General features: G+C 71.7%; 23 protein-coding genes. 12 read left to right on the top strand and 11 right to left on the bottom strand.

Annotation, left to right across the window (positions count from 1 at the left end; genetic code table 11):
* Nucleotides 1-74: 74 nt before the first annotated feature.
* The 3 genes from AB0G20_RS03445 (at nucleotide 75) to AB0G20_RS03435 (ending at nucleotide 2,665) form a co-directional block, all read left to right on the top strand.
* Nucleotides 75-467, top strand: a complete 393-nt coding sequence (locus AB0G20_RS03445) for a hypothetical protein (protein ID WP_361295076.1) — start codon at nucleotides 75-77, stop codon at nucleotides 465-467.
* A 118-nt stretch (nucleotides 468-585) separates the two neighbouring features.
* Entirely contained in the window at nucleotides 586-2,022 is a 1,437-nt protein-coding gene (locus AB0G20_RS03440; RefSeq protein ID WP_361295073.1) for a S28 family serine protease, read from the top strand.
* Nucleotides 2,023-2,119: 97 nt separating this feature from the next.
* Nucleotides 2,120-2,665 (top strand): hypothetical protein, encoded by a 546-nt coding sequence (locus AB0G20_RS03435; protein WP_361295070.1) that lies wholly within the window; start codon nucleotides 2,120-2,122, stop codon nucleotides 2,663-2,665.
* A 23-nt stretch (nucleotides 2,666-2,688) separates the two neighbouring features.
* Here AB0G20_RS03435 and AB0G20_RS03430 read toward each other — a convergent pair whose 3' ends face one another.
* From AB0G20_RS03430 to AB0G20_RS03420, 3 genes are all read right to left on the bottom strand, one after another.
* Nucleotides 2,689-3,345, bottom strand: a complete 657-nt coding sequence (locus AB0G20_RS03430) for a hypothetical protein (protein WP_361295067.1) — start codon at nucleotides 3,343-3,345, stop codon at nucleotides 2,689-2,691.
* 113 nt (nucleotides 3,346-3,458) lie between these two features.
* Complete coding sequence (locus tag AB0G20_RS03425; protein WP_361295065.1) at nucleotides 3,459-5,291, bottom strand: glycoside hydrolase family 3 protein; 1,833 nt, start codon at nucleotides 5,289-5,291, stop codon at nucleotides 3,459-3,461.
* Between the two features lie 333 nt (nucleotides 5,292-5,624).
* The gene (locus AB0G20_RS03420) at nucleotides 5,625-6,542 is read right to left on the bottom strand and encodes a LysR family transcriptional regulator (RefSeq protein ID WP_361295062.1); all 918 of its coding nucleotides are present in this window, start codon (nucleotides 6,540-6,542) and stop codon (nucleotides 5,625-5,627) included.
* Between the two features lie 90 nt (nucleotides 6,543-6,632).
* Between AB0G20_RS03420 and AB0G20_RS03415 the strand changes: the two genes are divergently transcribed.
* Entirely contained in the window at nucleotides 6,633-7,652 is a 1,020-nt protein-coding gene (locus AB0G20_RS03415) for an EamA family transporter (protein WP_361295059.1), read from the top strand.
* Here the strand turns inward: AB0G20_RS03415 and AB0G20_RS03410 are convergent.
* Genes AB0G20_RS03410 through AB0G20_RS03400 form a run of 3 tightly spaced genes read right to left on the bottom strand, consistent with a single transcriptional unit; the run spans nucleotide 7,573 to nucleotide 10,702 of the window.
* Nucleotides 7,573-8,370 (bottom strand): sugar phosphate isomerase/epimerase family protein, encoded by a 798-nt coding sequence (locus tag AB0G20_RS03410; RefSeq protein WP_361295809.1) that lies wholly within the window; start codon nucleotides 8,368-8,370, stop codon nucleotides 7,573-7,575. The two genes, AB0G20_RS03415 and AB0G20_RS03410, sit on opposite strands and share 80 nt — an antisense overlap.
* A 32-nt stretch (nucleotides 8,371-8,402) precedes the next feature.
* Nucleotides 8,403-9,554, bottom strand: coding sequence for a dihydrodipicolinate synthase family protein (locus AB0G20_RS03405; protein WP_361295056.1), 1,152 nt, complete (start codon nucleotides 9,552-9,554; stop codon nucleotides 8,403-8,405).
* Nucleotides 9,551-10,702, bottom strand: a complete 1,152-nt coding sequence (locus AB0G20_RS03400) for a Gfo/Idh/MocA family oxidoreductase (RefSeq protein WP_361295053.1) — start codon at nucleotides 10,700-10,702, stop codon at nucleotides 9,551-9,553. Before AB0G20_RS03400 ends, AB0G20_RS03405 begins: the two co-directional genes overlap by 4 nt.
* Before the next feature lie 333 nt (nucleotides 10,703-11,035).
* On the opposite strand from AB0G20_RS03400, the gene AB0G20_RS03395 reads away from it, so the two are divergent.
* A complete protein-coding gene (locus AB0G20_RS03395) occupies nucleotides 11,036-12,085 on the top strand; it encodes a LacI family DNA-binding transcriptional regulator (protein WP_361295050.1) in 1,050 nt (349 codons plus the stop codon).
* Nucleotides 12,086-12,309: 224 nt separating this feature from the next.
* Here AB0G20_RS03395 and AB0G20_RS03390 read toward each other — a convergent pair whose 3' ends face one another.
* Nucleotides 12,310-12,882 carry a dihydrofolate reductase family protein gene (locus AB0G20_RS03390; RefSeq protein ID WP_361295047.1) on the bottom strand — a complete coding sequence of 191 codons (573 nt, stop codon included), beginning with the start codon at nucleotides 12,880-12,882 and terminating at the stop codon, nucleotides 12,310-12,312.
* A gap of 248 nt (nucleotides 12,883-13,130) precedes the next feature.
* Here AB0G20_RS03390 and AB0G20_RS03385 point away from each other — a divergent pair, with 248 nt between their 5' ends.
* Together AB0G20_RS03385 and AB0G20_RS03380 are read left to right on the top strand one after the other, a co-directional pair.
* Nucleotides 13,131-14,063, top strand: coding sequence for a bifunctional helix-turn-helix transcriptional regulator/GNAT family N-acetyltransferase (locus tag AB0G20_RS03385; protein ID WP_361295044.1), 933 nt, complete (start codon nucleotides 13,131-13,133; stop codon nucleotides 14,061-14,063).
* A gap of 44 nt (nucleotides 14,064-14,107) precedes the next feature.
* Complete coding sequence (locus AB0G20_RS03380) at nucleotides 14,108-14,911, top strand: sugar phosphate isomerase/epimerase family protein (RefSeq protein WP_361295041.1); 804 nt, start codon at nucleotides 14,108-14,110, stop codon at nucleotides 14,909-14,911.
* Between the two features lie 15 nt (nucleotides 14,912-14,926).
* Here AB0G20_RS03380 and AB0G20_RS03375 read toward each other — a convergent pair whose 3' ends face one another.
* Nucleotides 14,927-15,811 (bottom strand): NAD(P)-binding domain-containing protein, encoded by an 885-nt coding sequence (locus tag AB0G20_RS03375; RefSeq protein WP_361295038.1) that lies wholly within the window; start codon nucleotides 15,809-15,811, stop codon nucleotides 14,927-14,929.
* A gap of 50 nt (nucleotides 15,812-15,861) precedes the next feature.
* Here AB0G20_RS03375 and AB0G20_RS03370 point away from each other — a divergent pair, with 50 nt between their 5' ends.
* Nucleotides 15,862-16,257: a MerR family transcriptional regulator gene (locus AB0G20_RS03370; protein WP_361295806.1), complete on the top strand. Its 396-nt coding sequence runs from the start codon at nucleotides 15,862-15,864 to the stop codon at nucleotides 16,255-16,257.
* A gap of 144 nt (nucleotides 16,258-16,401) precedes the next feature.
* Here the strand turns inward: AB0G20_RS03370 and AB0G20_RS03365 are convergent, their stop codons facing one another.
* Nucleotides 16,402-16,995: an ABATE domain-containing protein gene (locus tag AB0G20_RS03365; protein WP_361295035.1), complete on the bottom strand. Its 594-nt coding sequence runs from the start codon at nucleotides 16,993-16,995 to the stop codon at nucleotides 16,402-16,404.
* A gap of 86 nt (nucleotides 16,996-17,081) precedes the next feature.
* On the opposite strand from AB0G20_RS03365, the gene AB0G20_RS03360 reads away from it, so the two are divergent.
* Nucleotides 17,082-17,882 carry an MBL fold metallo-hydrolase gene (locus tag AB0G20_RS03360; RefSeq protein WP_361295032.1) on the top strand — a complete coding sequence of 267 codons (801 nt, stop codon included), beginning with the start codon at nucleotides 17,082-17,084 and terminating at the stop codon, nucleotides 17,880-17,882.
* Between the two features lie 30 nt (nucleotides 17,883-17,912).
* Here the strand turns inward: AB0G20_RS03360 and AB0G20_RS03355 are convergent, their stop codons facing one another.
* Nucleotides 17,913-18,560: a dihydrofolate reductase family protein gene (locus AB0G20_RS03355; protein WP_361295029.1), complete on the bottom strand. Its 648-nt coding sequence runs from the start codon at nucleotides 18,558-18,560 to the stop codon at nucleotides 17,913-17,915.
* An 86-nt stretch (nucleotides 18,561-18,646) separates the two neighbouring features.
* The gene (locus AB0G20_RS03350; protein WP_361295026.1) at nucleotides 18,647-19,012 is read right to left on the bottom strand and encodes a hypothetical protein; all 366 of its coding nucleotides are present in this window, start codon (nucleotides 19,010-19,012) and stop codon (nucleotides 18,647-18,649) included.
* A gap of 228 nt (nucleotides 19,013-19,240) precedes the next feature.
* Between AB0G20_RS03350 and AB0G20_RS03345 the strand changes: the two genes are divergently transcribed.
* The 3 genes from AB0G20_RS03345 to AB0G20_RS03335 are packed head-to-tail and all read left to right on the top strand — an operon-like array spanning nucleotide 19,241 to nucleotide 23,728.
* Nucleotides 19,241-20,260 (top strand): LacI family DNA-binding transcriptional regulator, encoded by a 1,020-nt coding sequence (locus AB0G20_RS03345; protein WP_361295023.1) that lies wholly within the window; start codon nucleotides 19,241-19,243, stop codon nucleotides 20,258-20,260.
* The gene (locus AB0G20_RS03340) at nucleotides 20,257-21,789 is read left to right on the top strand and encodes a sugar ABC transporter ATP-binding protein (RefSeq protein ID WP_361295020.1); all 1,533 of its coding nucleotides are present in this window, start codon (nucleotides 20,257-20,259) and stop codon (nucleotides 21,787-21,789) included. The genes AB0G20_RS03345 and AB0G20_RS03340 overlap by 4 nt, the downstream gene beginning before the upstream one ends.
* Nucleotides 21,779-23,728, top strand: a complete 1,950-nt coding sequence (locus tag AB0G20_RS03335) for a substrate-binding domain-containing protein (protein WP_361295017.1) — start codon at nucleotides 21,779-21,781, stop codon at nucleotides 23,726-23,728. The genes AB0G20_RS03340 and AB0G20_RS03335 overlap by 11 nt, the downstream gene beginning before the upstream one ends.
* Nucleotides 23,729-23,737 lie beyond the last annotated feature (9 nt).

Raw genomic sequence — 23,737 nt, 5'->3', positions numbered from 1 at the left:
CCATCCGACATACGTCATGCGTCCGTACAGGCGTACGCCGATGGTCGCGGACGACGCGGTACGGGAGGACGACAGTGCACAGTGGAGCGATACGCCGGCGGCTCGCGCTCGGGCTGGCCGTGCTGACCGCCTCCGGGCTGCTCGCCGTCGCGGCGCCGGGCGACGCGCAGGCCGCGACCTCCGCGTTCTGCCCCGGGCGCAAGGTCCGCGTCCTGCCGTTCTCCACCGGGACCGTGCTCGTCTACAAGCGCGGCGGCTACGTCTGCGCCGTCACCCTCACCAAGAGGCCCGGCGCCAAGCGCAAGATGTCGGTGAGCGTGCAGGCGCGCGGCAACCGGCCGGTCGTCGACGCGGGCAGGTACGCCCACCACGCCGGCCCGGTGACCGTGCACGCCGGGCGCCGTTGCGTCTGGCTCAGAGGTCAGGTCGGCAGGGGGAAGTTCAACTCCGGCTGGATCCTCTGCTGACGCCGCACCGCACCCGGCGACACGCCCCCCGCGCACAGGGTTTTCCCCATGTCCCCTGGTGCTCCGGCGAGTTGGTCCGCTACCTTCCGGCGCACATCTGTCTCACAGGGGAGTGCGCATGCGCAAGGCGCTCAGATGGCTGCTGGCGCTCACGGTGCTCATAGGCACACTGGGCACGGCGGGAGCGGCCACCGCCGCCGACGCCGCCGGCACCGACAGCACCACCGACATCAAGGAGAGGCTGCTCTCCATACCGGGCATGAGCCTGGTCGAGGAGAAGCCGTACACCGGTTACCGCTTCTTCGTCCTGAACTACACGCAGCCGGTCGACCACCACAAGCCTTCGAAGGGCACGTTCCAGCAGCGCATCACCCTGCTGCACAAGGACGTCTCGCGCCCGACGGTGTTCTTCACCAGTGGCTACAACGTCTCCACGACGCCCCGTCGCAGCGAGCCCACCCAGATCGTGGACGGCAACCAGGTCTCCCTGGAGTACCGCTTCTTCACCCCGTCCCGGCCCGCCCCGGCCGACTGGTCCAAGCTGGACATCTGGCAGGCGGCCAGCGACCAGCACCGCGTCTTCAAGGCCCTGAAGAGCCTCTACAGCAAGAAGTGGATCTCCACGGGCGGCTCGAAGGGCGGCATGACCGCCACCTACTACGAGCGCTTCTACCCGCGGGACATGGACGGCGTCGTCGCCTACGTCGCCCCCAACGACGTGGTGAACAAGGAGGACTCGGCCTACGACCGCTTCTTCGCCGGCGTCGGCACCAAGGAGTGCCGCGACCGCCTGAACGGCGTGCAGCGCGAGGCGCTGGTGCGCCGCGAGCCGCTGGAGAAGAAGTACGCGGCCTTCGCGCAGGACAACGGCCTCACCTTCAACACCATCGGCAGCCTGGACAAGGCCTACGAGGCGACCGTCCTCGACTACGTGTGGGGCTTCTGGCAGTACAGCCTGCTGTCCGACTGCGACCAGATCCCGGCCGACGCCAAGAACGCCACCGACGAGGAGATCTGGGACTCCGTCGACACGATCTCCGGCTTCTCCGCCTACGCCGACCAGGGTCTGACGACCTACACGCCGTACTACTACCAGGCCGGCACCCAGCTCGGCGCGCCGACCATCCGCTTCCCGCACATCGAGAAGCAGTACATCCGCTACGGCTACCAGCCGCCGCGCAACTTCGTCCCCCGGGACATCCCCATGAAGTTCCAGCCGTCGGCGATGCGGGACATCGACACCTGGGTCCGGCACAACGCCCGCCACATGCTGTTCGTCAACGGGCAGAACGACCCGTGGAGCGCGGAGCCCTTCCGCGTCGGCAAGGGCGCGAAGGACTCCTACGTCATGACCGCCCCCGGCATGAACCACGGCGCCAACGTCGCGGGCCTCGTGCCCGAGCAGAAGGCCCTGGCCACCGCCCGCATCCTCGACTGGGCCGGTGTCGCCTCCAGCTCGGTGCAGGCCGACCCGCAGGCGGCGAAGCCACTGGCGAAGTTCGACGCCAAGCTCGACAAGCGGGACGTGCAGCGTGAGATGACGCTGCGTCCGTAACCGTCCGCCGCATGCACACGACCGCCCCTCACCCCCGGGACCGAGGGGCGGTTCGCATGTTCCTGCGCCCGCGGTGAATGCTCCGTACGGTGACCGGATGGACAGTTCTGTCGTCTTCAACATCGTGACCACGGCCATCGCCGTCGTCGCAGTGGTGACCTCCATCGTGTTCAGTGCACGGCAGGCCCGCACTGCGAAGCACGCCAACCACATATCGGTGCTGGTCGATCTGCTCAGGGAGTTCAGGTCCGCGGAGTTCCACGAACAGCACGATTACGTGTGCACCCGCCTGGGCGCCGAGCACGACCCGGCCGACGGGGTACGCGGGCTGCCGGTCGAGGCCAAGGCGGCCTTCTGCAGCGTCGTGTACTACTACCAGTCGTTCGCCAACCTCGCCGTCTTCGGTCTGCTCGACCAGACCCTGCTGGTCACGGTCCTGCGCACCCGGATCGTCTCGGTCTGGAAGGCCGTCCGGCCCTTCGTCGAGCGGGAGAGGGTGTTGCGGGGCGAGGGCAGCGAGGGAACCTATCTGTCGACCTTCGAGGAACTGGCCCGACTGGCGGCGGACCTGCCCCCCGAGCACGTCCGCAACCAGATGGCCGAGGCCCGGCGAAGACTGTCACGCAGGGGGCTGACGGGTTGACACGGGTGATGGCCGAGGCCCGCTCACAGCGGCCGGGCGCACCCCACCGGCCGCTTCCCGCCCAGCCGGACGTACAGGGCCGTAGGGCCGGGGCAGTCGGCCCGCTCGGTGACCGCCCGGGTCACCTCGTACTGAGGCTCGTGCCTGCCCGTGCCGTCGCAGGCGGTCTCGCGGACCTGGCCGTCGCCGGAGCCGTAGACGCAGTCGCCGACGATCGTACGGGGCCCGCCCCCGCCGCCCGGGTCACCGGGATGCGGCGGCTGCAGGTTGCGCATGCAGGCGTAGCCCTGCGGGACCGCCCCGTCGCCGTCCTCGTCGGACGCGGGCCGCTGCTCGCTGATGTGCAGCACGAAGTCGGTGGTCTCCGGGCAGCGCGGCCCGTCCCGCACAGTGCCGTCGTGCCGCGCGACGACCCGGGCCGCCGCCCGTTCACCGGTGCACGGCACCTCGGTGAAGCTCGTCGTACCGAACGAACTGCACTCGCCGACCGCGAGGAACACCGCCCCGTACCCGGACGGCCGGGTCGGCACCGGCGACGCCGTGGCGGTCCTCCCGGTGGCCGGCTCGCCCAGCCGGCCGTCCTCCGCCACGCCGCCCGACGGGCTCTGGCAGCCGGTCAGCAGCGCGCCGAGCAGGACCAGGAGCCCGCAGACCGCCCCCACAACGCTTCGCTCACGCATCGCCGACCCCCCGAGTGTGCTCGCCCAGCGTGACCCGCCGTTGCGGGCGCACGCCAGGCACATGGGGCGGTTTGCGCACGTTGGGGGTGGTGCGCCCGGTCCGTGGCGTACGTCTAGTACGACAGCCCGTAGCCGATGGGGTACAGCACCTGCTCCGGATCATCCGCCCGCTGCACCGCCACCGGCAGCTTCCCGCGCGGCTTCACCCGCCCGGCGATCACCCGTGCGGCGGCCCGCAGTTCGACGTCGGTCCAGGAGTAGGCGGCCAGGCAGGCCGGCGCGGACGGCAGGTGGGCCACGTCGTACGGATTGCGGATCGCCACCGCGACGACCGGCCTCCCGGTCGCCACGAGCTGCTCCACCAGCGCCTTCTGGCTGCTGCTCGCGGTGACGTTGTACGTGGCGGCCACCACCGCGTCCGCGTCCCGGGCCGCCGCGACCGCCTTCGCGATGGCCGCCGCGGAAGGGGCCGTGCCGGTCGACAGGGCGGTGGCGGTGAAGCCCAGTTCGTTCAGCGCGCCGGCGAGCACGCCCGTGGGCGGTCCCGTCGTGCCGGACGGCGAGGCCGGATCCGCGCCCACCACGAGCACCTTGGGGTGCCGGCGCCGCGACAGGGGCAGCAGCCGCCCCTCGTTGACGAGCAGCGTCGTCGTCCGCTCGGCGATCCGGTCGGCCGCCGCCAGATGCGAACGGGTCCCGACGGTCCGGTCCACACCGCCCTGACCGACGTACGGCGAACGGAACAGCCCCAGCCTGGACTTCAGCCGCAGCACCCGCAGGATCGATTCGTCGAGCCGGGCCTCGGTGAGCTCGCCCTCGCGCACGGCGGTCAGGACGGCGTTCCAGGCGAGGTCGAGGTCGGGCGGGTTGAGCAGCTGGTCCACGCCCGCCTTCAGCGCGAGCACCGGCACCCGGGCGTCGCCGTACTTGGTCCGTACGCCCTCCATGCCGAGGGAGTCGGTGACGACGACCCCGTCGTAGCCGAGCTGTTCGCGCAGGATGCCGGTGAGGATCGGGCGGGAGAGGGTGGCCGGGTCGCCGGAGCCGTCGAGGGCCGGGACCATCAGGTGCGCGGTCATGATCGAGTCGATGCCCGCGGCGATCGCGGCCCGGAACGGCGGTGCGTCCAGCTTCTCCCACAGCTCCCGGCTGTGCGTGATGGTGGGGAAGCCGGTGTGGCTGTCGACGTTGGTGTCCCCGTGCCCGGGGAAGTGCTTGGCGGTCGCGGCGACCCCCGACCCCTGGTACCCGGCGACCTCGGCGGCCACCAGAGCGGACACGGCCCGTGGGTCGGCGCCGAAGGACCGCACGCCGATGACCGGGTTGGCCGGGTTGACGTTCACGTCGGCCACGGGGGAGTAGTCCTGCCGGATCCCCATCGCGCGCAGCTCGGCGCCCGCGATCCGCCCGAGCGCACGGGCGTCGGACCGCGACCCGCCCGCGCCGAGCGCCATGGCCCCAGGGAACAGCGTCGCCGGCTTGCCCACCCGGGCGACGATCCCGTGCTCCTGGTCGGTGGAGATGAGCACGGGCAGCCCACGCGGCAGTCCCAGGGAGGCCCGCTGGATGCCGTTGGACAGGTCGGCGATCTGGTGCGGGTCGCGGGTGTTGTGCGCCCAGGTGAAGTAGATGATGCCGCCGACCCGGTACTTCGCGACCAGCTCGGCGGCCGTACGGACCCCGATCTCCTTGAGATTGGCGGCGACGTCGGCCTGGTCGGGGGCGGTGGCGGAGTGGCCGTAGACCCGCATCACGAAGAGCTGGCCGACCTTCTCCTGAAGCGTCATGCGGGAGACGATGGCGCGCAGCCGGCTGTCGTCCGGGGCGGCGGCGTGCGCGGGCCCGGCGGCCGCGAGGGCGGCGGTGACGCCGGCCGTGGCGGCGAGGACGGTACGTCTGGAGGGCTGTGCCGTGTTTCCCGTGCTTCCCGTGCCGGTGTCGTGCACGTGCGCTCCTTCCGGAGGGTGATCCGCTCGGATCCGCTGAAGGAAACTTCCAAGAGGTCAGCAATAACCGGGAAGTTTCTGCCAGTCAAGGGAATGCACAGTAACCGCACGAGGGGCCGCCACCGGCGCGGTTGGAGGGGGACGCGCCGATGGCGGCGGTGCCGCCGGCCGCGGTACGGCGGAGAGGGTGGTCAGCGATCGCAGCCAGTGGCGAGGGCCGACACCGCACCGTGGTGACTCTCCGGAGGCCTGCGATTGGACGGGGACGGTCCGGCCCGGGTTCCCGACTCGGCCCGGATTTCCGCAAGTCGGTACGCGAGGTGAACCAGGGGCTCAACGGGGCGGATGAGCCGCCACTTTCGGCCACTGCTCACCGAGCACCCGTACGAATTCCGCGATGGCCGGACGCCGGGCCGCCCCCGTCCGCCACAGCGCGTACAGCCGCCGCACCGGCATCGGATCGAGCGGCACCTCCACCACCCCGGCGGGCAGCGGCCCCCGCCCCAGCCGCGGGATGAGCGCGACCCCGAGCCCTGCGGCGACCAGGGCCACGAGGGTGGGGTTCTCGTCGGCCTGGTGGACGATGTCCGGCTCGTGCCCGGCCGTGCGCAGCGTCCGCAGCAGCCAGTCGTGGCAGACCCGCCCCGGCGGCTGGCAGATCCACCGCTCGCCGCCCAGCTCCTCCCGCCGCACGGCGGACCGCCCGGCGAAGGGATGGCCTTCCGGGACGAGCAGATCGCACAGGTCGTCCCCGATGACCGCCTGCTCCAGGCCCGGCGGGGCGGGCAGCGGCGCGATGTCCCAGTCGTGCGCGACGGCGAGGTCCACGGCGCCCTTCGCCACCAGGTCGACCGACAGATGCGGGTCGACCTCGGAGAGCCGGGCGTCCAGGGCGGGATGCCTGCGGCCCAGTTCGGCCAGCACGCCCGGCATCAGCCCGCGCGCCGCCGAGGCGAACGCGGCGACGGTCAGCCGCCCCGCCGGCCGGCCCCGCCGCTCCTCCAGCTCGGTCTCCGCGCGCTCCACGATCGCGAGCAACTCCTGGGCGGCCGACACCAGTTGCCGGGCCTCGTCGGTGAGGCGCACGCCCCGCCCCTCCCGCTCCAGCAGCACGGTCCGGGTCTCCCGCTCCAGTTTGGCGATCTGCTGGGACACCGCGGAGGGCGTGTACCCGAGCGCGAGCGCGGCGGCGCCGACGGTGCCGTGCACGGAGACGGCGTGCAGGGCGCGCAGCCGCTGGAGGTCGAGCACGGGGTGCCCCTTTCCGCTTAGCGATGCTTCATCCAACCATGCAGTAATCATCGCTGGTGCTTCACGGTCGCCGAGCGTGATGCTCGGCGCATGCGCCCGTCACACCTCGCCCTCGCCGTCCTGGTCGCCGCCGTCTGGGGCGTCAACTTCACGGTCATCGAGATCGGCCTGGACCACTTCCCGCCCCTGCTCTTCTCCGCCCTGCGCTTCCTCGCGGCGGCGCTCCCGGCGGTGTTCCTCGTGGGCCGCCCGAAGGTGGCGTGGAAGTGGATCGTGGCGGTCGGTCTGGTCCTGGGTGTGGCGAAGTTCGGCCTTCTCTTCGTCGGCATGGACGCGGGCATGCCGGCGGGCCTGTCCTCCCTGGTCCTGCAGATCCAGGCGGTGTTCACGGCGGCCGTCGCGGCCCTGACCCTGGGCGAACGGCCTTCCCGCGTCCGCCTGCTGGGCATGCTGGTCGCCCTGGCCGGTATCGCCGTGGCGGCCGTGGACGAGGGCGCCTCGGGTCCGCTCGGGGCGTTCGCCCTGGTCGTCGGGGCGGCGGCCTGCTGGGGCGCGTCGAACGTCCTCACGCGCAAGGCGGCTCCGCCCGACGCGCTGAACTTCATGGTCTGGGTCAGCACGGTCCCGGTCCTCCCCCTGCTGGCCCTCTCCCTCCTCACGGAGGGCCCCGCACGCGACCTGGCGGCCCTGCGCGCCCTGGACTGGCAGGGCGCGGGCACGGTCGTCTACGTCGCCTGGATCACCACGGTCTTCGGCTTCGGAGCGTGGGGCTTCCTCCTGCGCCACCACCCCGCCTCGACGGTGGCGCCGTTCTCGCTCCTGGTCCCCGTCTTCGGCATGTCTTCGGCGTTCCTGTTCCTGGGCGAGCCGGTGAGCCCGCTGCGGTGGTGCGCGGGGGCGTTGCTGGTGGGCGGGGTGGCGCTGACGTCCCTGACGCCCCGCCGCACCGCACCCGCGGTGGCCCCGGACACACCGCCGCCCCGCCCCCGGGGTCCGTGGGGCAGGGCAGTGGGTGGGGGCCGGGGTGGGGTCAGCGCGTGTGCGCGGCGAACCTCTCCGCCGTCTCTGCCAGGACCTCCTGGCCGTCCCGGGCCCACAGGACGTCGTTGAACAGCTCCACCTCGATGGCGCCGGTGTAGCCGGCCGCCTCCACGTGGCCCTGCCACTCCCGCATGTCGATCGACCCGTCGCCGATCTGGCCGCGGCCGGTGAGGACGCCCTCCGGGAGGGGAGTCGTCCAGTCCGCGAGCTGGAAGGTGTGGATGCGGCCGCCCGCGCCCGCCCGGGCGATCTGCGCGGGCGCGGTGTCGTCCCACCAGATGTGGTACGTGTCGACCGTCACTCCGACCTGGTGCGCCGGGAAGCGTTCGGCGAGGTCCAGGGCCTGGGCCAGGGTCGACACCACACAGCGGTCCGCGGCGTACATGGGGTGGAGCGGCTCGATCGCCAGGCGGACGCCGTGCCGCTCCGCGTACGGGCCCAGCTCCGACAGGGCGTCCGCGATGCGCTCACGGGCGCCGTGCAGGTCCTTCGAGCCCGCGGGGAGACCGCCCGAGACCAGGACCAGCGTGTCCGTGCCCAGCGTCGCCGCCTCGTCGATCGCGCGGCGGTTGTCGGCCAGGGCCTCCGCCCGCTCCCGCGGCTCGATCGCCGTGAAGAAGCCGCCCCGGCACAACGTCGTCACCGTCAGCCCCGCGTCCCGGACCAGCTTGGCCGTGGCCTCCAGGCCGTGCGCCTGGACCGGCTCGCGCCAGAGCCCCACGTTGCGGATGCCCAGCAGGGCGCAGCCGTCCACCAGTTCCGGCAACGACAGCTGCTTCACCGTCATCTGGTTGATGGAGAAGCGCTCCAGCGACCCGCTCACTGGTTCACCCCGTACACGCTCAGCATTGTCTTCATCCGTTCCTCCGCCAGCTTCGGGTCGGGGAACAGCCCCAGCCCGTCGGCCAGTTCGTACGCCGTCGCGAAGTGCGGCAGCGAGCGGGCCGACTGCAGGCCGCCGACCATCGTGAAGTGCGACTGGTGGCCCGCCAGCCAGGCCAGGAACACCACGCCCGTCTTGTAGAAGCGGGTCGGGGTCTGGAAGAGGTGCCGGGAGAGCCCGACCGTGGGGTCCAGCAGATCGCGGAAGCCCCGCACGTCGCCGGTGTCCAGGACCCGGACCGCCTGAGCCGCCAGCGGACCCAGCGGGTCGAAGATGCCGAGCAGCGCATGGCTGAAGCCCTGCTCGTCACCCGCGATCAGCTCGGGGTAGTTGAAGTCGTCGCCCGTGTAGCAGCGCACGCCCTGCGGGAGCCGGCGGCGGATGTCGATCTCGCGCTGGGCGTCCAGCAGGGAGACCTTGATGCCGTCGACCTTGTCGGGGTGGGCCGCGATCACGTCCAGGAACGTGTCCGTCGCCGCGTCCAGGTCGCCCGACCCCCAGTAGCCCTCCAGCGCCGGGTCGAACATCGGGCCGAGCCAGTGCAGGACCACCGGCTCGGCGGCCTGGCGCAGCAGGTGGCCGTAGACCTCCAGGTAGTCCTCGGGGCCGGAGGCCGCCGCCGCGAGTGCCCGGGACGCCATCAGGATGGCCTGCGCGCCGGACTCCTCGACGACCGCGAGCTGCTCCTCGTAGGCCGCGCGGACCTCCGCCAGTGAACCGGAGACGATCTGGTCGGTGCCCACACCGCAGGCGATCCGGCCGCCGACCGACTTGGCCTCGGCCGCCGACCGGCGGATCAGTTCCGCCGCGCCCGCCCAGTCCAGGCCCATGCCGCGCTGGGCGGTGTCCATGGCCTCGGCGACCCCCAGCCCGTGCGACCACAGGTGGCGGCGGAAGGCGAGGGTGGCGTCCCAGTCGACCGCGGCGGGCGAGTCGGGGGAGACGTCCGCGAACGGGTCGGCGACGACGTGCGCCGCCGAGAAGACCGTGCGGGAGGTGAACGGCGTGCCGGGGGTCACCGCGAGCGGTTCGGCGCGGGGCTCGTACGTCCGCAGCGCCCCGTCGGCGCCGGGGAGTCGGATCGTCACAGCGAGATCTCCGGTACGTCGAGACGGCGGCCTTCGGCCGAGGACGTCAGGCCCAGCTCGGCGAGCTGGACACCGCGGGCACCGGCCAGCAGGTCCCAGTGGTAGGGGGCGTCGGCGTAGACGTGCCTGAGGAACAGCTCCCACTGGGCCTTGAAGCCGTTGTCGAACTCGGTGTTGTCCGGGACCTCCTGCCACTGGTCGCGGAAGACCTCCGTGGCGGGGATGTCCGGGTTCCAGACCGGCTTGGGGGTGGCGCTGCGGTGCTGGACACGGCAGTTGCGCAGGCCCGCCACCGCGGAGCCCTCCGTGCCGTCCACCTGGAACTCCACCAGCTCGTCGCGGTTGACGCGCACGGCCCAGGAGGAGTTGATCTGGGCGATCGCGCCGCCCTCCAGCTCGAAGATGCCGTACGCGGCGTCGTCGGCCGTCGCGTCGTACGGCTTGTCGTTCTCGTCCCAGCGCTGCGGGATGTGCGTGGCGGTGAGCGCCTGGACGGACTTCACCCGGCCGAACAGCTCGTGCAGCACGTACTCCCAGTGCGGGAACATGTCGACGACGATGCCGCCGCCGTCCTCGGCGCGGTAGTTCCACGACGGGCGCTGGGCGGCCTGCCAGTCGCCCTCGAAGACCCAGTAGCCGAACTCGCCGCGGATCGAGAGGATCCGGCCGAAGAAGCCGCCGTCGATCAGGCGCTTCAGCTTCAGCAGGCCCGGGAGGAAGAGCTTGTCCTGGACGACGCCGTGCTTGATGCCGGCCTCGTTCGCCCGCCGGGCGAGGTCCAGGGCGCCGTCGAGGCCGGTGGCGGTCGGCTTCTCGGTGTAGATGTGCTTGCCGGCCGCGATGGCCTTCTTCAGCGCCTCCTCGCGGGCGGAGGTGACCTGCGCGTCGAAGTAGATGTCCACCGTCTCGTCGGCGAGGACCGCGTCCAGGTCGGTCGAGACGTGCTCCAGCCCGTGCTGCTCGGCCATCGCCTTCAGTGCGTGCTCACGGCGGCCGACCAGGATCGGCTCGGGCCACAGCACGGTGCCGTCGCCGAGGTCGAGACCGCCCTGCTCGCGCAGGGCCAGGATGGAGCGGACCAGGTGCTGGCGGTAGCCCATGCGCCCGGTCACGCCGTTCATGGCGATACGCACCGTCTTGCGTGTCACGTCGTTCCCTTCGTACGCGGTCGTCGCGCCGCGTACGCCTCACCCATCACGGGCGGCCCGGTGGGGCGGCCGCGGACTGGTGAGCGTTGCAGCAAGCGCTTTCTATACAGAGAGAAGCTAGCCTCTGAACCGCGGTCCGGACAAGACCGTGACCAGGACGAGTTGTTCGAGGGGGCGAACAACCCGGGGTCGGGGGCTTAAGGTCTGCTCGGAACCTTGGCCATGGGTTCGTCGGAGCAGAGGCGGTCGACCCGCTGTTCCGCTCGGAACCATGGCCAGTGGTCTGGATGTGTACGAGGGCGGAGACGAGATGCGCGACCGGAGGACGACGAGATGACGGTGACCCTGGCGGACGTGGCGGCCCGCGCGCAGGTCTCGCCCGCGACGGTGTCGCGCGTGCTGAACGGGAACTACCCCGTGGCCGCGTCCACCCGGGAGCGGGTGCTGAAGGCCGTGGACGAGCTGGACTACGTGCTCAACGGGCCCGCCAGTGCCCTGGCCGCCGCCACCTCCGACCTGGTCGGGATCCTGGTGAACGACATCGCCGACCCGTTCTTCGGGATCATGGCGAGCGCGATCCAGGCCGAGATCGGCGGGCCGGGCGGCCGGGCGGGCGGGGAGAGACTCGCGGTGGTCTGCAACACGGGCGGCTCCCCGGAGCGGGAACTGACGTATCTCACGCTGCTGCAACGGCAGCGGGCCGCGGCCGTGGTGCTGACCGGCGGGGCGATCGAGGACGCGGCGCACCAGGCGGCCATGGACGCGAAGGTGCGGAAGCTGGCGGAGGCCGGGACGCGGGTCGTGCTGTGTGGACGCCCGCCGGCACCGGACACCGGTGCCATCGCGCTGACCTTCGACAACCGCGGCGGCGGGCAGGAGCTGACCGAGCACCTCATCGGGCTCGGCCACCGGCGGCTCGGCTACATCGCGGGCCCCGAGGAGCGCACGACCACGCGGCACCGGCTGGAAGGGCACCGGGCCGCGCTGGCCGCGCACGGCATCGAGGAGGACCCGCGGTGGACGGTGCACGGACGCTACGACCGGCGGTCCGGCTACGAGGCGACGCTGGAGCTGCTGCGGCGTGACCCGTCGCTGACGGCGGTCGTCGCCGCGAACGACTCCGTCGCACTGGGGGCGTGCGCTGCGCTGCGGGACTCGGGCCTGCGGATTCCGGAGGACGTGTCGGTGGCGGGGTTCGACGATCTGCCGTTCAGCATCGACGCGGTGCCGTCGCTGACGACCGTGCGGCTGCCGCTGGCGGAGGCGGGAGCCCGGGCCGGGCGGATCGCCATGGGCCGCGAGGAGGCACCGCCCGGGGGGATCGCGTCGGTCCGGGGCGAGTTGATGGTGCGCGGATCCTCCGGGGTGCCGCGGTCTTCTTGAGGTGCTGTGGGGTGAGGGAGCTCGGGGTCGGTGCCCGGGCTGCCCGTGCGGTGGCCTGCCGGGTGCTCGGCGTCGGCGCCGGGGGCGTGGAGGCTGCCGCCCCCACGCCCCCGCTTCGGCCTGAACGCCTCGTCCTCATGTGATCCAGCGTCCGCCGGGCAGGCACCTCCGGTGAGTGCCGCGTCCGGGAACGCGACGGCAGGACGCGTGCGGGGGCGGCCTCGTCAGCGAACGACGTCGAAGACGTTCTTCTGCAGCCCGTTGGCGTAGGCCTCGTGCTCGACGAGCCGCAGCTTCTGGGTGTCCTTGTCCGTGGCGCTGAAGAGCCGCTTGCCCGCCCCGAGCAGGAGCGGGAAGACGAGCAGGTGGTAGCGGTCGATCAGGCCGGCGTCGGAAAGGGCCTGGTTCAGGGAGGCGCTGCCGTGGACGATGATCGGGCCGCCCTCGGTCTCCTTCAGCGCGGCGACGTCGTCGAGCGAGCGCAGGATCGTGGTCTCGCCCCAGTTCGACACCAGGTTCTCCTCGGCGAGGGTGGTGGAGACGACGTACTTCGGCATCACCTTGTAGTCGGCGAAATCCTCCATGTCGGGCCACACCTGACTGAACGCCTCATAGCTGGTGCGACCCAGCATCATCGCGGTGGCTTCCTTCTGCTCCCGGCCCTTGATCTCGAATGCCTCGGGAAGGAACTCGACGTTCTTGAAGGTCCACCCGGAGTTCCGGTAACCGGGCTCGCCGCCCGGGGCCTCCACGACGCCGTCGAGCGAGATGAAAGCGGTGCTGATCAGAGTACGCATCCGGGGTTCCTCGGTATCTCGTGTCGGGTTCTCGGCAGATTCCGTCGGTGCACGCTTCCACAACACTCGCGGCTGCGACGCACGAACGCCTCTTCTGACTGTGGAACACGGAAGAACTCATCGGCCGTCGCCCGTCCCTTTCGTCGGCCGCCCGTCCGGATCGCCTCGTGTCTGGTCCCGAATGCCCTGGACGTCTAGGCTCGACCCACAGGTATCTCTGACTGAGTCAAGTATCGGAGGCCGAGCCCATGACCGTTCAGGACATCCGCTCCTTCAACCGCTTCTACACGAACGTCATCGGCGCCCTCGACTACGGCCGCCGGCTCTACGCCCCCTACACCCTCACCGAGTCCCGCGTGCTCTACGAACTGGCGCACGCGCCCCGTACGGACGCCGCCGACCTGCGCGCCCAGCTGCACCTGGACGCCGGGTACCTGACCCGCATCCTGAACAAGTTCGAGGAGGACGGGCTGGTCGAGCGCGGCCCGTCCGAGACGGATCCGCGCCGCCGCCGCGTCACACTCACCGCGCCCGGCCGGGAGGCCGCCGCGCTGCTCGACGAGCGGGCGCAGCAGTCGGTCGGGGCGATGCTGGCCACGGTCCGGGCCGAGGACCGGCTCCGGCTGGCGGAAGCCATGCGGACCGTCCGGACGATCCTCGGCGAGGGCCGCGCCCCGCGTCCCGAGGACGTCGTGCTGCGGGAGCCGGCCCCCGGCGACCTCGGCTGGATCGTGCAGCGCAACGCCGCGCTGTACGCGGCCGAGTACGGCTTCGACGCCGACTACGAGGGGCTGGTGGCGAGGATCGTCGCCGACTACGGCGAGGACCACGACCCGCACCTGGAGCGGACCTGGATCGCCGAGCTGGACGGCCGGCCGGTGGGCTGCGTGATGTGCGTACGGGACGACACCCCTGGCGCCGCCCGCCTGCGGCTCCTGCTGGTCGAGCCGGACGCACGCGGCCTGGGCATCGGCGACCGGCTCGTCGGGGCGCTCGTCGCCTTCGCGCGCGAGGCCGGCTACCGCGAGGTCGTCCTGTGGACCAACGACATCCTCACCGCGGCCCGCCGCATCTACCAGCGCCACGGTTTCGTCCTGGTGGCGGAGAAACCGCACCGCTCCTTCGGCCGGGAGCTGACGGGCCAGGACTGGCGACTGGATCTCCACGAAACACCCGAGTGACGAAGGAGAGTCGCCGGCGGGAGTGCCGGGTAGGGTCCGTCAACATGAAGCTGGCGTTCTCCACCCTCGGTGTCCCCGGCCTGCCCCTGCCCGACGTCCTGCGGCTCGCGACCGCCCACGGCTATCACGGCGTGGAGCTGCGCACCCACCCCGAGGAACCGGTCCACACCGGCCTCGGCCCCGCCGAACGGGCGGACGTCGCGGCCGAGTTCAAGGGAGCGGGCGTAGAGCTCCTGGGCCTGGCGGGCTACGTACGGGTCGCCGCGCCGGGCGACGACGAGCCCGTCCTGGCCGAGATCCGTGCCCTCCTGGACCTGGCCCGCGACCTGGGCGCCCCGTACGTCCGGGTCTTCCCCGGCGGCGACCTCGACGTGCAGACCCCCGAAGAGGCCGACGCGACGGCCGCCCGGCGCCTGGGCACGGCCGCCGAACACGCGAACGACCTGGGCGTGCGCATCCTCCTCGAAACCCACGACTCGCACCGCACCGCCGCCGACGCGATGCGGATCCTCGGCCTCGTCGGGCACCGCCAGGTCGGCGCCCTCTGGGACGTGATGCACACCTGGCTCGGCGGCGAGCAGCCCTCCGAGACCTACGCGGCGCTCTCCCCGCACCTCGGCTACGTCCAGGTCAAGGACATCGCCTCCCCCGACGACACCACGCCCCTGCCCCTCGGCGCGGGCGTCCTCCCGCTGGCCGAGTGCGTCGAGGTCCTCTCCCGCCACGGCTGGGACGGCTGGCTCTGCTGGGAGTACGAGAAGCGCTGGTACGAGGAGGCGCCGCCACTGCCCGATCTTCTGGGGCCGGGGAGCGAGCACTTGAGCAGGCTGCTGAACGACTCGGCGTGAGGCGTCAGCCCTCGGTCAGCGGGCGCCGGGCTTGCCGAACTCCTCGATCAGCACCGGATACTGCTCCTTGCCGTGCCCGGCGGCGATCGCACGATCGGCCATCGCCTTGATCAGCCTGGGCAGCTCGGCGTTGACGCCCACCGCCTCGCTCTCCTCGATCAGATGCGCCATCGCCCGCGCGTCGGTCTCCAGTGCCGACACCTCGGCCGGGAACGAGCCTCTGTCGATCTGCTCGGCGTACCCCGGCAGCCAGTCGGCGACGCCGGCGGCGATGTGCCGCGCGAACGGCGCATACGTCGCGGCGTCGACGCCCGCCGTCCTGAGCAGGGCCGTGCCCTGGAGCCAGGCGTTCAGCACGCTCCACATCATGGTCAGGCCGGCCGCGTCGTACAGCGACGCCAGACCGTGGTCCGCACCGAGGTAGGTGACGGTGCCGAGCGCGCCGAGTGCCGACTCGTGCGCGTCGAAGTCCGAGCGCGCCCCGCTGTGCAGGATCACCGCATCAGGAGTCCCGATGGCCGGCGGGATGGCCATGACGGCGCCGTCCAGGTAGCGGGCTCCTCGCGCTTCCGCCCACCGGGCGGTTTCCCGCGCCTGGCCCGAGTCGCCCGAGGTCAGGTTGATCAGCGTCGTGCCGTCCAGCTCGACATCGCTCGCGCCGAGCACCTCGCGCACGGCTCGGTAGTCGGTGAGACAGATGATCGTCAGGGAACCCGCCTCGACCGCGTCGCCGACGGTGGGCGCCGATCGCGCCCCCTCGGCCACCAGCCGGTCGGCCTTGGCGGCCGTACGGTTCCAAACGGTAGTGGGGTGCCCGGCCTCGAGGAATGCCCTGGCGAGTGCCTGGCCCATGAGACCAAGTCCGATGACTGTCACGGGTGTTCGGGTTCTGTCGTCCATGGCAGCATCGTCAACGTTGATACCGGTGTGAAGGTCAAGCGAGGTTGGCGATGCGGATCGGGGAACTGAGCCGGCGGACGGGCGTCAACGCCCATCAGCTGCGCTACTACGAGTCCCAGGGCCTGCTGGAGCCGGCCCGCGGAGCGAACGGCTACCGCGAGTACGACGAGGGCGCCCTGCTGCGCGTGAAGCAGATCCGCCACCTGCTCGGTGCCGGCCTGTCCTCGGAGGACATCGCGTACTTGCTGCCGTGCGCCACCGGGGAGGCACCGGAACTGCTGGGCTGTCCCGAGCTGCTGGCCGCCATGCGGTCCCGTCTGCGCCGCCTGGACGACCAGCTGGAAAGGCTCGCCCAGTCGCGCGACGCCCTGGCCGGCTACATCGAGGCGGCCGAACGCGTGGGCGGCGAGAGCTACCCGCCCCTCGGTCTCACGCTGCCTGCTTAGCCCCTGACGTGCCCGTCCTTGACCCGCATGTTCCTCCGCTGCCGCTCTGACGAGGGCCAGTGACTCCGGCTGCGACAACGCGTCGCTCAGGGCCAGAGCGTAGGCGGTATGACGGGCACTCGCCCGGCCCTGACCAGGGCGCAGTCAGCGCTGCTCGGTGCGGCGCGCGTACGCGCGGGCCGCTCGGGCGCGGTCGCCGCAGCGGGTGGAGCACCAGTGGCGGCGGCCGTGCCGGAGCAGGTAGCGGTTGCAGGGCGGGGAACCGCAGGCGATGAGGCGCTCGGCCGCGGGGGAGGTGAGCAGGTCGGCGGCGTCGGCGGCGAGCGTGGCCAGGGCGAGGTCGACGATCGCGGTGGTGGGGTGGGGGGCGGTGCGGTAGGGGCCGGTCTTGTCGTCCCACCGCAGCAGCGGGGCCGTGGGGACCCTGGTCATCGCGTCGTTGATGGCCGTCAGCGCCGCGGGCAGGGCGGGCACGCCGTCGGCGCGGGCCGCGAACAGCGACCTGATCTGCTCGCGCAGCGACCGCAGCTGGGTCGCGCACATCTCCCGCATGCCGGCGTCGACCGGGGCGAGGCCGCGCTGTGTCAGCCAGTGGTTCGCCTGCGCGGGGGTGCCCACGAGATCGAGTGTGCGCCCGCCTGGCAGCGCGATCGACGTGTTGGCGAGGGCCAGGGAGGGGTGTTCCTCCTCGCCCTGTGCGGGCGGCGGGGCGGGCTGTTCTGTCACGGGCTCCTCCATGCTTCTCATGGTACGGCTTGCCTGCATCCATGAGGAACGGTTACGGTCATCTCACGGTTTGACCGCGTCTATCCGTGAGGTGCTGCATGTCTTCTGCTCCCGTGACACCCGACTTCCCCGTCCGCGTCCTCGGCGGCCCGACCGCCTTCTTCGAGTACGGCGGCCTGCGCTTCCTGACCGATCCGACCTTCGACGCTCCCGGCGACTACAGCCGGCCCGGGGGCCGGGTCCTGACCAAGACCGCGCCCTCCGCCGGCGGCCCCGGCGACCTCGGCCGCATCGACGTGGTGCTGCTCTCCCACGACGAGCACCCCGACAACCTCGACACCTCCGGCCGGGCCCTGCTCGCCGGCATACCCCTGACCCTGACCACGCCCGACGGCGGCAAGCGCCTGCGCGAGAGCCTCGGGGACAAGGCCAGGGGCCTGGCCGACTGGGAGTCCGTCGAACTGGACCGCCCCGGCGGCGGCACGGTCACCGTGACCGGCGTCCCGGCCCTGCACGGCCCCGGCCCCCGCGAGCAGGTCGAGCCCTTCACCGGCCAGGTCGTCGGCTTCGTCCTGACCGGCGAGGGCCTGCCCACCGTCTACGTCAGCGGCGACAACGCCTCACTCGACGCCGTCCGTGAGATCGCCGGCCGCTTCGGCCCCGTCGACACCGCCGTGCTCTTCGCCGGCGCTCCCCGCTTCCAGGTCCTCTTCGACAATCAGGTCATCGTCCTGGACAGCGCCATGGCCGCCGAGGCCGCGCAGATCCTCGGCGCCCGCCGTGTGGTCCCCGTCCACTACGACAGCTGGGCCCACTTCACCGAGGGCCACGACGAGCTGACGGCCGCCTTCACCGCCGCCGGGCTCGCCGACCGTCTGGACTGGGGCGGGCGCCACTGACCCGGCCGGACCGGGCCCGGCCGCATGCGGTCACTTGCGCCAGAACAGGTGATGCGTCACCCCGCTCGGACTCGGCACGACATCGCAGTGGAAGCGGTCGAGGAGTTCCTCGGGGGACTCCCACAGTCGTGAGCCGGACCCGAGCACCACATCGGGCGAGACCGCCACGTGCAGGGTGTCGACCAGGTCGGCGTCCAGGAACTGCCGGATGGTCGTCGCCCCGCCGCCGAGCCGGACGTCCTTGCCCCCGGCCGCCTTGCGCGCCTGGGCGAGGACCTCGGCCGGATCCCCGCCGACGAAGTGGAACGTGGTGTCGGAGAGGGTGAACGAAGGACGCTCGTGGTGGGTCATCACGAACACCGGCGTGTGGAACGGGGGCTCGTCGCCCCACCAGCCCTGCCACTCGTGGTCCTGCCACGGGCCGCGCTGCGGGCTGAACTTGTTGCGGCCCATGATCTCGGCGCCGATGTTGTTGTGGAAGTCGCGCGTCAGGTAGTCGTCGAGGCCGCGGCTCCCGCCCGGGTCGGTCCGGTTGGGCCAGCTCGCGGTCGCGCCGGCCCAGGCGAACATCTGCCCGGGGTCGGCGTGGCCGAACGGCCGCTCCAGGCTCTGGCCCTCACCGGCACCGAATCCGTCACTCGAGACGTTGAAGTTCTGTACGCGCAGCAGCTGGGTCACGGCGCTCCTCCTGTGGTCGACGCAAGAGAGACCGCCCGGACCGGTGAAACTCATCGGCGCGGGTCCGGCGAATCAAGGCTCCGGCTTCACCCGGCCTGCGCCACCACGTGGTCGATCACCTGCTGGAAGTCCTCACTCGGCGAGAACTCCACCAGCTCGCTGTCCTCCAGCGCCACCGGCACATGGCCGGGGCCCCAGTAGTACGCCTGCCCGGCCTCGTACTCCTCCTCGCCCGCGGCCGCGCGCATCCTGATCCGGCCCTTGAGCAGGTAGCCCCAGTGCGGGCACTGGCAGGCGTCGTCGGGCAGTCCCTTGAGGGCCGGGCCCATGTCCGTGCCCTGGGGGAGAGTGATGTAGCTCACCGACAGACCGCCGCCGATCGGCATCATGCGCAGTTCCACGCCGTCGCCTTCGAGGGCGACAGGTACGTCGTTCCGGGTCGCCGCCGTCATGGTTCCTCCGCTCCGGCCCGTCAGGGCCTCGGACGCCCCTCGTGAAACTCCCGTACCTCCAGCGTGGACCGCCGGGCCGCGCCCCGCGACATCACGATCCGGTCAAGAGGTACCGTCGGGGGCTTGATTCGTATGCGTGTAATCGATTCCATGCTCCCGTCGATGTAATCGATTCCACGAGCACTCACCCGGTGCTCCCCGACTGATCCACAAGGAGGTGGAGCGGCGGTGGCCAGCATCAAGGACGTCGCTGCCGAGGCCGGCGTCTCCGTCGCCACGGTCTCGCGCGTCCTGAACGACCACCCGTCGGTCAGCGAAGACGCACGCACCCGCGTGCTGGCCGCCGTCGAGACCCTGGGCTACCGCCCGAACGCCGTCGCCCGCTCCCTGCGCACCGACCAGACCCACACCCTCGGCCTGGTCATCAGCGACGTGCTGAACCCGTACTTCACCGAACTGGCCCGCTCCGTCGAGGAGGAGGCCCGCGCGCTCGGCTACAGCGTCATCATCGGCAACGCCGACGAGCGGCCGGACCTCCAGGACCACCACGTACGCACCCTGCTGGACCGGCGGATCGACGGGCTGCTCGTCTCCCCGACGGACGGCGGCTCGCCGCTGATGCTGGACGCCGTGCGGGCCGGGACGCCCATGGTGTTCGTGGACCGGTGGATCCCGGGCATGGACGTGCCGGTGGTGCGGGCCGACGGGCGCAGCGCCGTACGGGACCTCGTGGCGCATCTGCACGGGCTGGGGCACTGCAGGCTCGCCATCATCGCGGGCCCGGCGGCGACCACGACCGGCCGCGAGCGTGTCGAGGCCTTCCGGGAGGCGCTCGGCGCGTACGGGCTCGAACTGCCCGACGCCTACATAGGGCAGGGCGACTTCCAGGCCGAGAGCGGCCGTCTGGTCACCGAGGGCTTCCTCGACCTGGCCGAGCCGCCCGAGGTCGTCTTCGCGGCCGACAACCTGATGGCGCTCGGCGCGTTGGACGCGGTACGCGCGCGTGGCCTGCGCGTACCGGACGACCTCGCGCTGGCCGCGTTCGACGACATCCGGTGGTTCGTGCACACCGATCCGCCGATCACCGCGATCGCCCAGCCCACGGGCGAGCTGGGCCGGGCCGCCGTACGGGCCCTGGTCGACCGCATCGAGGGACGGCCCGGCGAGTCCGTCACCCTCCCCGCCCGGCTCGTCGTACGCCGCTCGTGCGGCGAGCACCCCACCCCAGTGCAAAGGAGCACGACGTGAGCAACGCGGACGAGTTGCTGCGCATCGAGGGCATACGGAAAACCTTCCCCGGCGTGGTCGCGCTGGACGGCGTCGACTTCGACCTGCGCCGGGGCGAGGTGCACGTACTGCTCGGTGAGAACGGTGCCGGCAAGAGCACCCTCATCAAGATGCTCTCCGGCGCCTACACCCCCGACGCCGGGCGGATCCTGGTCGGCGGTGAGGAGACCCGCATCCAGGGTGCGCAGGACTCCGAGCGGCTCGGGATCGCCACCATCTACCAGGAGTTCAACCTGGTACCCGACCTGACGGTCGCCGAGAACATCTTCCTCGGGCGCCAGCCGCGCCGCTTCGGGATGATCGACCGGGGGCGGATGGAGGCCGACGCCGAGGTCCTGCTGAAGCGGGTCGGCTTGAACGTGTCGCCCCGCGCGCGGGTCCGCGAACTCGGTATCGCACGCCTGCAGATGGTCGAGATCGCCAAGGCGCTCAGCCTGAACGCCCGTGTGCTGATCATGGACGAGCCGACGGCCGTGCTCACCTCCGAGGAGGTCGACAAGCTCTTCGCGATCGTGCGCACGCTGCGCGAGGACGGCGTCGGGATCGTCTTCATCACCCATCACCTGGAGGAGATCGCCGCGCTCGGCGACCGGGTGACGGTTATCCGGGACGGCAGGAGCGTCGGGCAGGTCCCCGCCTCCACCCCCGAGGACGAGCTCGTCCGGCTCATGGTCGGGCGCTCCATCGAGCAGCAGTATCCGCGGGAACGCGCCGACAGGGGTGAGGCGTTGCTTTCCGTCGAGGGCCTGACCCGGGGCGGTGTCTTCCACGACGTCAGCTTCGAGGTGCACGCCGGTGAGGTCGTCGGCATCGCGGGACTGGTCGGCGCCGGCCGTACCGAGGTCGTACGGGCGCTCTTCGGGGCCGACGCGTACGACCACGGCACCGTGAAGGTCTCCGGCGCCCCGATCGCCAAGTACGACGTCAACGCGGCGATGACCGCGGGCATCGGACTCGTCCCCGAGGACCGCAAGGGCCAGGGCCTGGTGCTGGACGCCTCGGTCGAGGAGAACCTCGGCCTGGTGACGCTGCGGTCCGCCACGCGTGCGGGCCTCGTCGACCTCAAGGGCCAGCGCGAGGCGGCCGAGCGGATCGCCGGGCAGCTCGGCGTGCGGATGGCGGGCCTCGGCCAGCACGTGCGCACGCTCTCCGGCGGCAACCAGCAGAAGGTCGTCATCGGCAAGTGGCTGCTCGCCGACACCAAGGTGCTGATCCTCGACGAGCCGACACGCGGCATCGACGTCGGCGCCAAGGTCGAGATCTACCAGCTCGTCAACGAACTCACCGCCGCCGGCGCGGCCGTCCTGATGATCTCCAGCGATCTGCCCGAGGTGCTCGGCATGAGCGACCGGGTGCTGGTGATGGCGCAGGGCCGGATCGCCGGTGAACTCTCCGCCGACGAGGCGACCCAGGACGCCGTGATGGCACTCGCAGTCAGCACCCCCACGACAACGACCACGACCGGAACGGAGGCCTCCCGTGGCCACTGACACGCTCAAGAGAACGACGGGCGCGGGTGGCGCCTCGGGGGGCCTGCGCCGCCTCCTGCTCGACAACGGAGCGCTCACCGCGCTCATCGTCCTCGTCATCGCGATGTCCGCCCTGTCGGGCGACTTCCTGACGACGGACAACCTCCTCAACGTCGGTGTGCAGGCGGCCGTGACGGCCATCCTCGCCTTCGGCGTGACCTTCGTGATCGTCTCCGCTGGCATCGACCTGTCGGTCGGCTCGGTCGCCGCGCTGTCCGCCACGGTCCTCGCCTGGAGCGCCACGTCGGCAGGGGTCCCGGTCTTCCTCGCCGTTCTCCTCGCCATAGCGACGGGCATCGTCTGCGGCCTGGTCAACGGCATCCTGATCTCCTACGGCAAGCTCCCGCCGTTCATCGCCACGCTGGCCATGCTGTCCGTGGCCCGCGGGCTGTCCCTCGTGATCTCCGAGGGCTCCCCGATCGCCTTCCCCGACTCCGTCTCCCACCTCGGGGACACGCTCGGCGGCTGGCTGCCGGTGCCGGTCCTGGTGATGGCCGTGATGGGCCTGATCGCCGCCTTCGTGCTCGGCCGGACCTACATCGGCCGCTCCATGTACGCGATCGGCGGCAACGAGGAGGCCGCGCGGCTGTCCGGCCTGCGCGTGAAGAAGCAGAAGCTCGCGATCTACGCCTTCTCGGGCGTCTTCGCCGCCGTCGCCGGTGTCGTCCTCGCCGCCCGGCTGTCCTCCGCGCAGCCCCAGGCCGCCGACGGCTACGAGCTGGACGCGATCGCCGCGGTCGTCATCGGCGGCGCCTCCCTCGCGGGCGGCACCGGCAAGGCGTCCGGCACGCTCATCGGTGCGCTGATCCTGGCCGTGCTGCGCAACGGGCTGAACCTGCTGAACGTCTCCGCGTTCTGGCAGCAGGTCGTCATCGGTGTCGTCATCGCGCTCGCGGTGCTGTTCGACACGCTCCGGCGCAAGGCGGGGGCGACCCCGGCGGCGGCCGGCACCGGCGGCCCCAAGGGCAAGCAGGCGGCGACGTACGGGCTCGCGGCCGTCGTCACCGTCGCGATCGTCGGCGCCACGTCCTTCCTGCACAACGGCTCCTCCGCCACGAGCAGCCCGAAGATGGGCCTGTCGCTGTCCACCCTCAACAACCCCTTCTTCGTGCAGATCCGGGCGGGCGCCCAGGCCGAGGCGGAGAAGCGGGGCGTGGACCTGACCGTCACGGACGCCCAGAACGACGCCTCCCAGCAGGCCAACCAGTTGCAGAACTTCACCAGTTCCGGCCTCGGCGCGATCATCGTCAACCCGGTGGACTCGGACGCCGCGAGCAACTCCGTGAAGGCCGCCGACCAGGCGAAGATCCCGGTCATCGCGGTCGACCGGGGCGTCAACAAGGCGTCGGTGGACGCCCTGGTCGCCTCCGACAACGTCGCCGGCGGTGAACTCGCCGCCAAGACCATCGCCGACAAGCTGGGCGGCAAGGGCAAGATCGTGATCCTCCAGGGCCAGGCCGGAACGTCCGCGGCCCGGGAGCGTGCGCAGGGCTTCGCGAACGGCCTCAAGGCCTTCCCGGGCATCCAGGTCGTGGCCCAGCAGCCCGCCGACTTCGACCGCACCAAGGGCCTCGACGTGATGTCGAACCTGCTGCAGGCTCACCCGGACGTCCAGGGCGTCATCGCCGCCAACGACGAGATGGCGCTCGGCGCGATCAAGGCCCTGGGCTCCAAGGCCGGCAAGTCGGTCTCGGTCGTCGGCTTCGACGGCACGCCTGACGGACTGAAGGCGGTCGAGGGCGGCACGCTGTACGCGTCCGTGGCGCAGCAGCCGTCCCAGCTCGGGAAGATCGCCGTGGACAACGCCCTGCGGGCCCTGAAGGGCGAGAAGGTCGAGGAGACGGTGAAGGTGCCGGTGAAGGTGGTCACCAAGGAGAACGTGGCCGGCTTCAGCGGCTGACATCGGGGA

This window comes from Streptomyces sp. NPDC024017 (assembly GCF_040638895.1).
Lineage (GTDB): Bacteria > Actinomycetota > Actinomycetes > Streptomycetales > Streptomycetaceae > Streptomyces.
The sequence above is the reverse complement of the archived record's forward strand: the minus strand, read 5'-3'. Positions and strand labels throughout refer to the sequence as shown.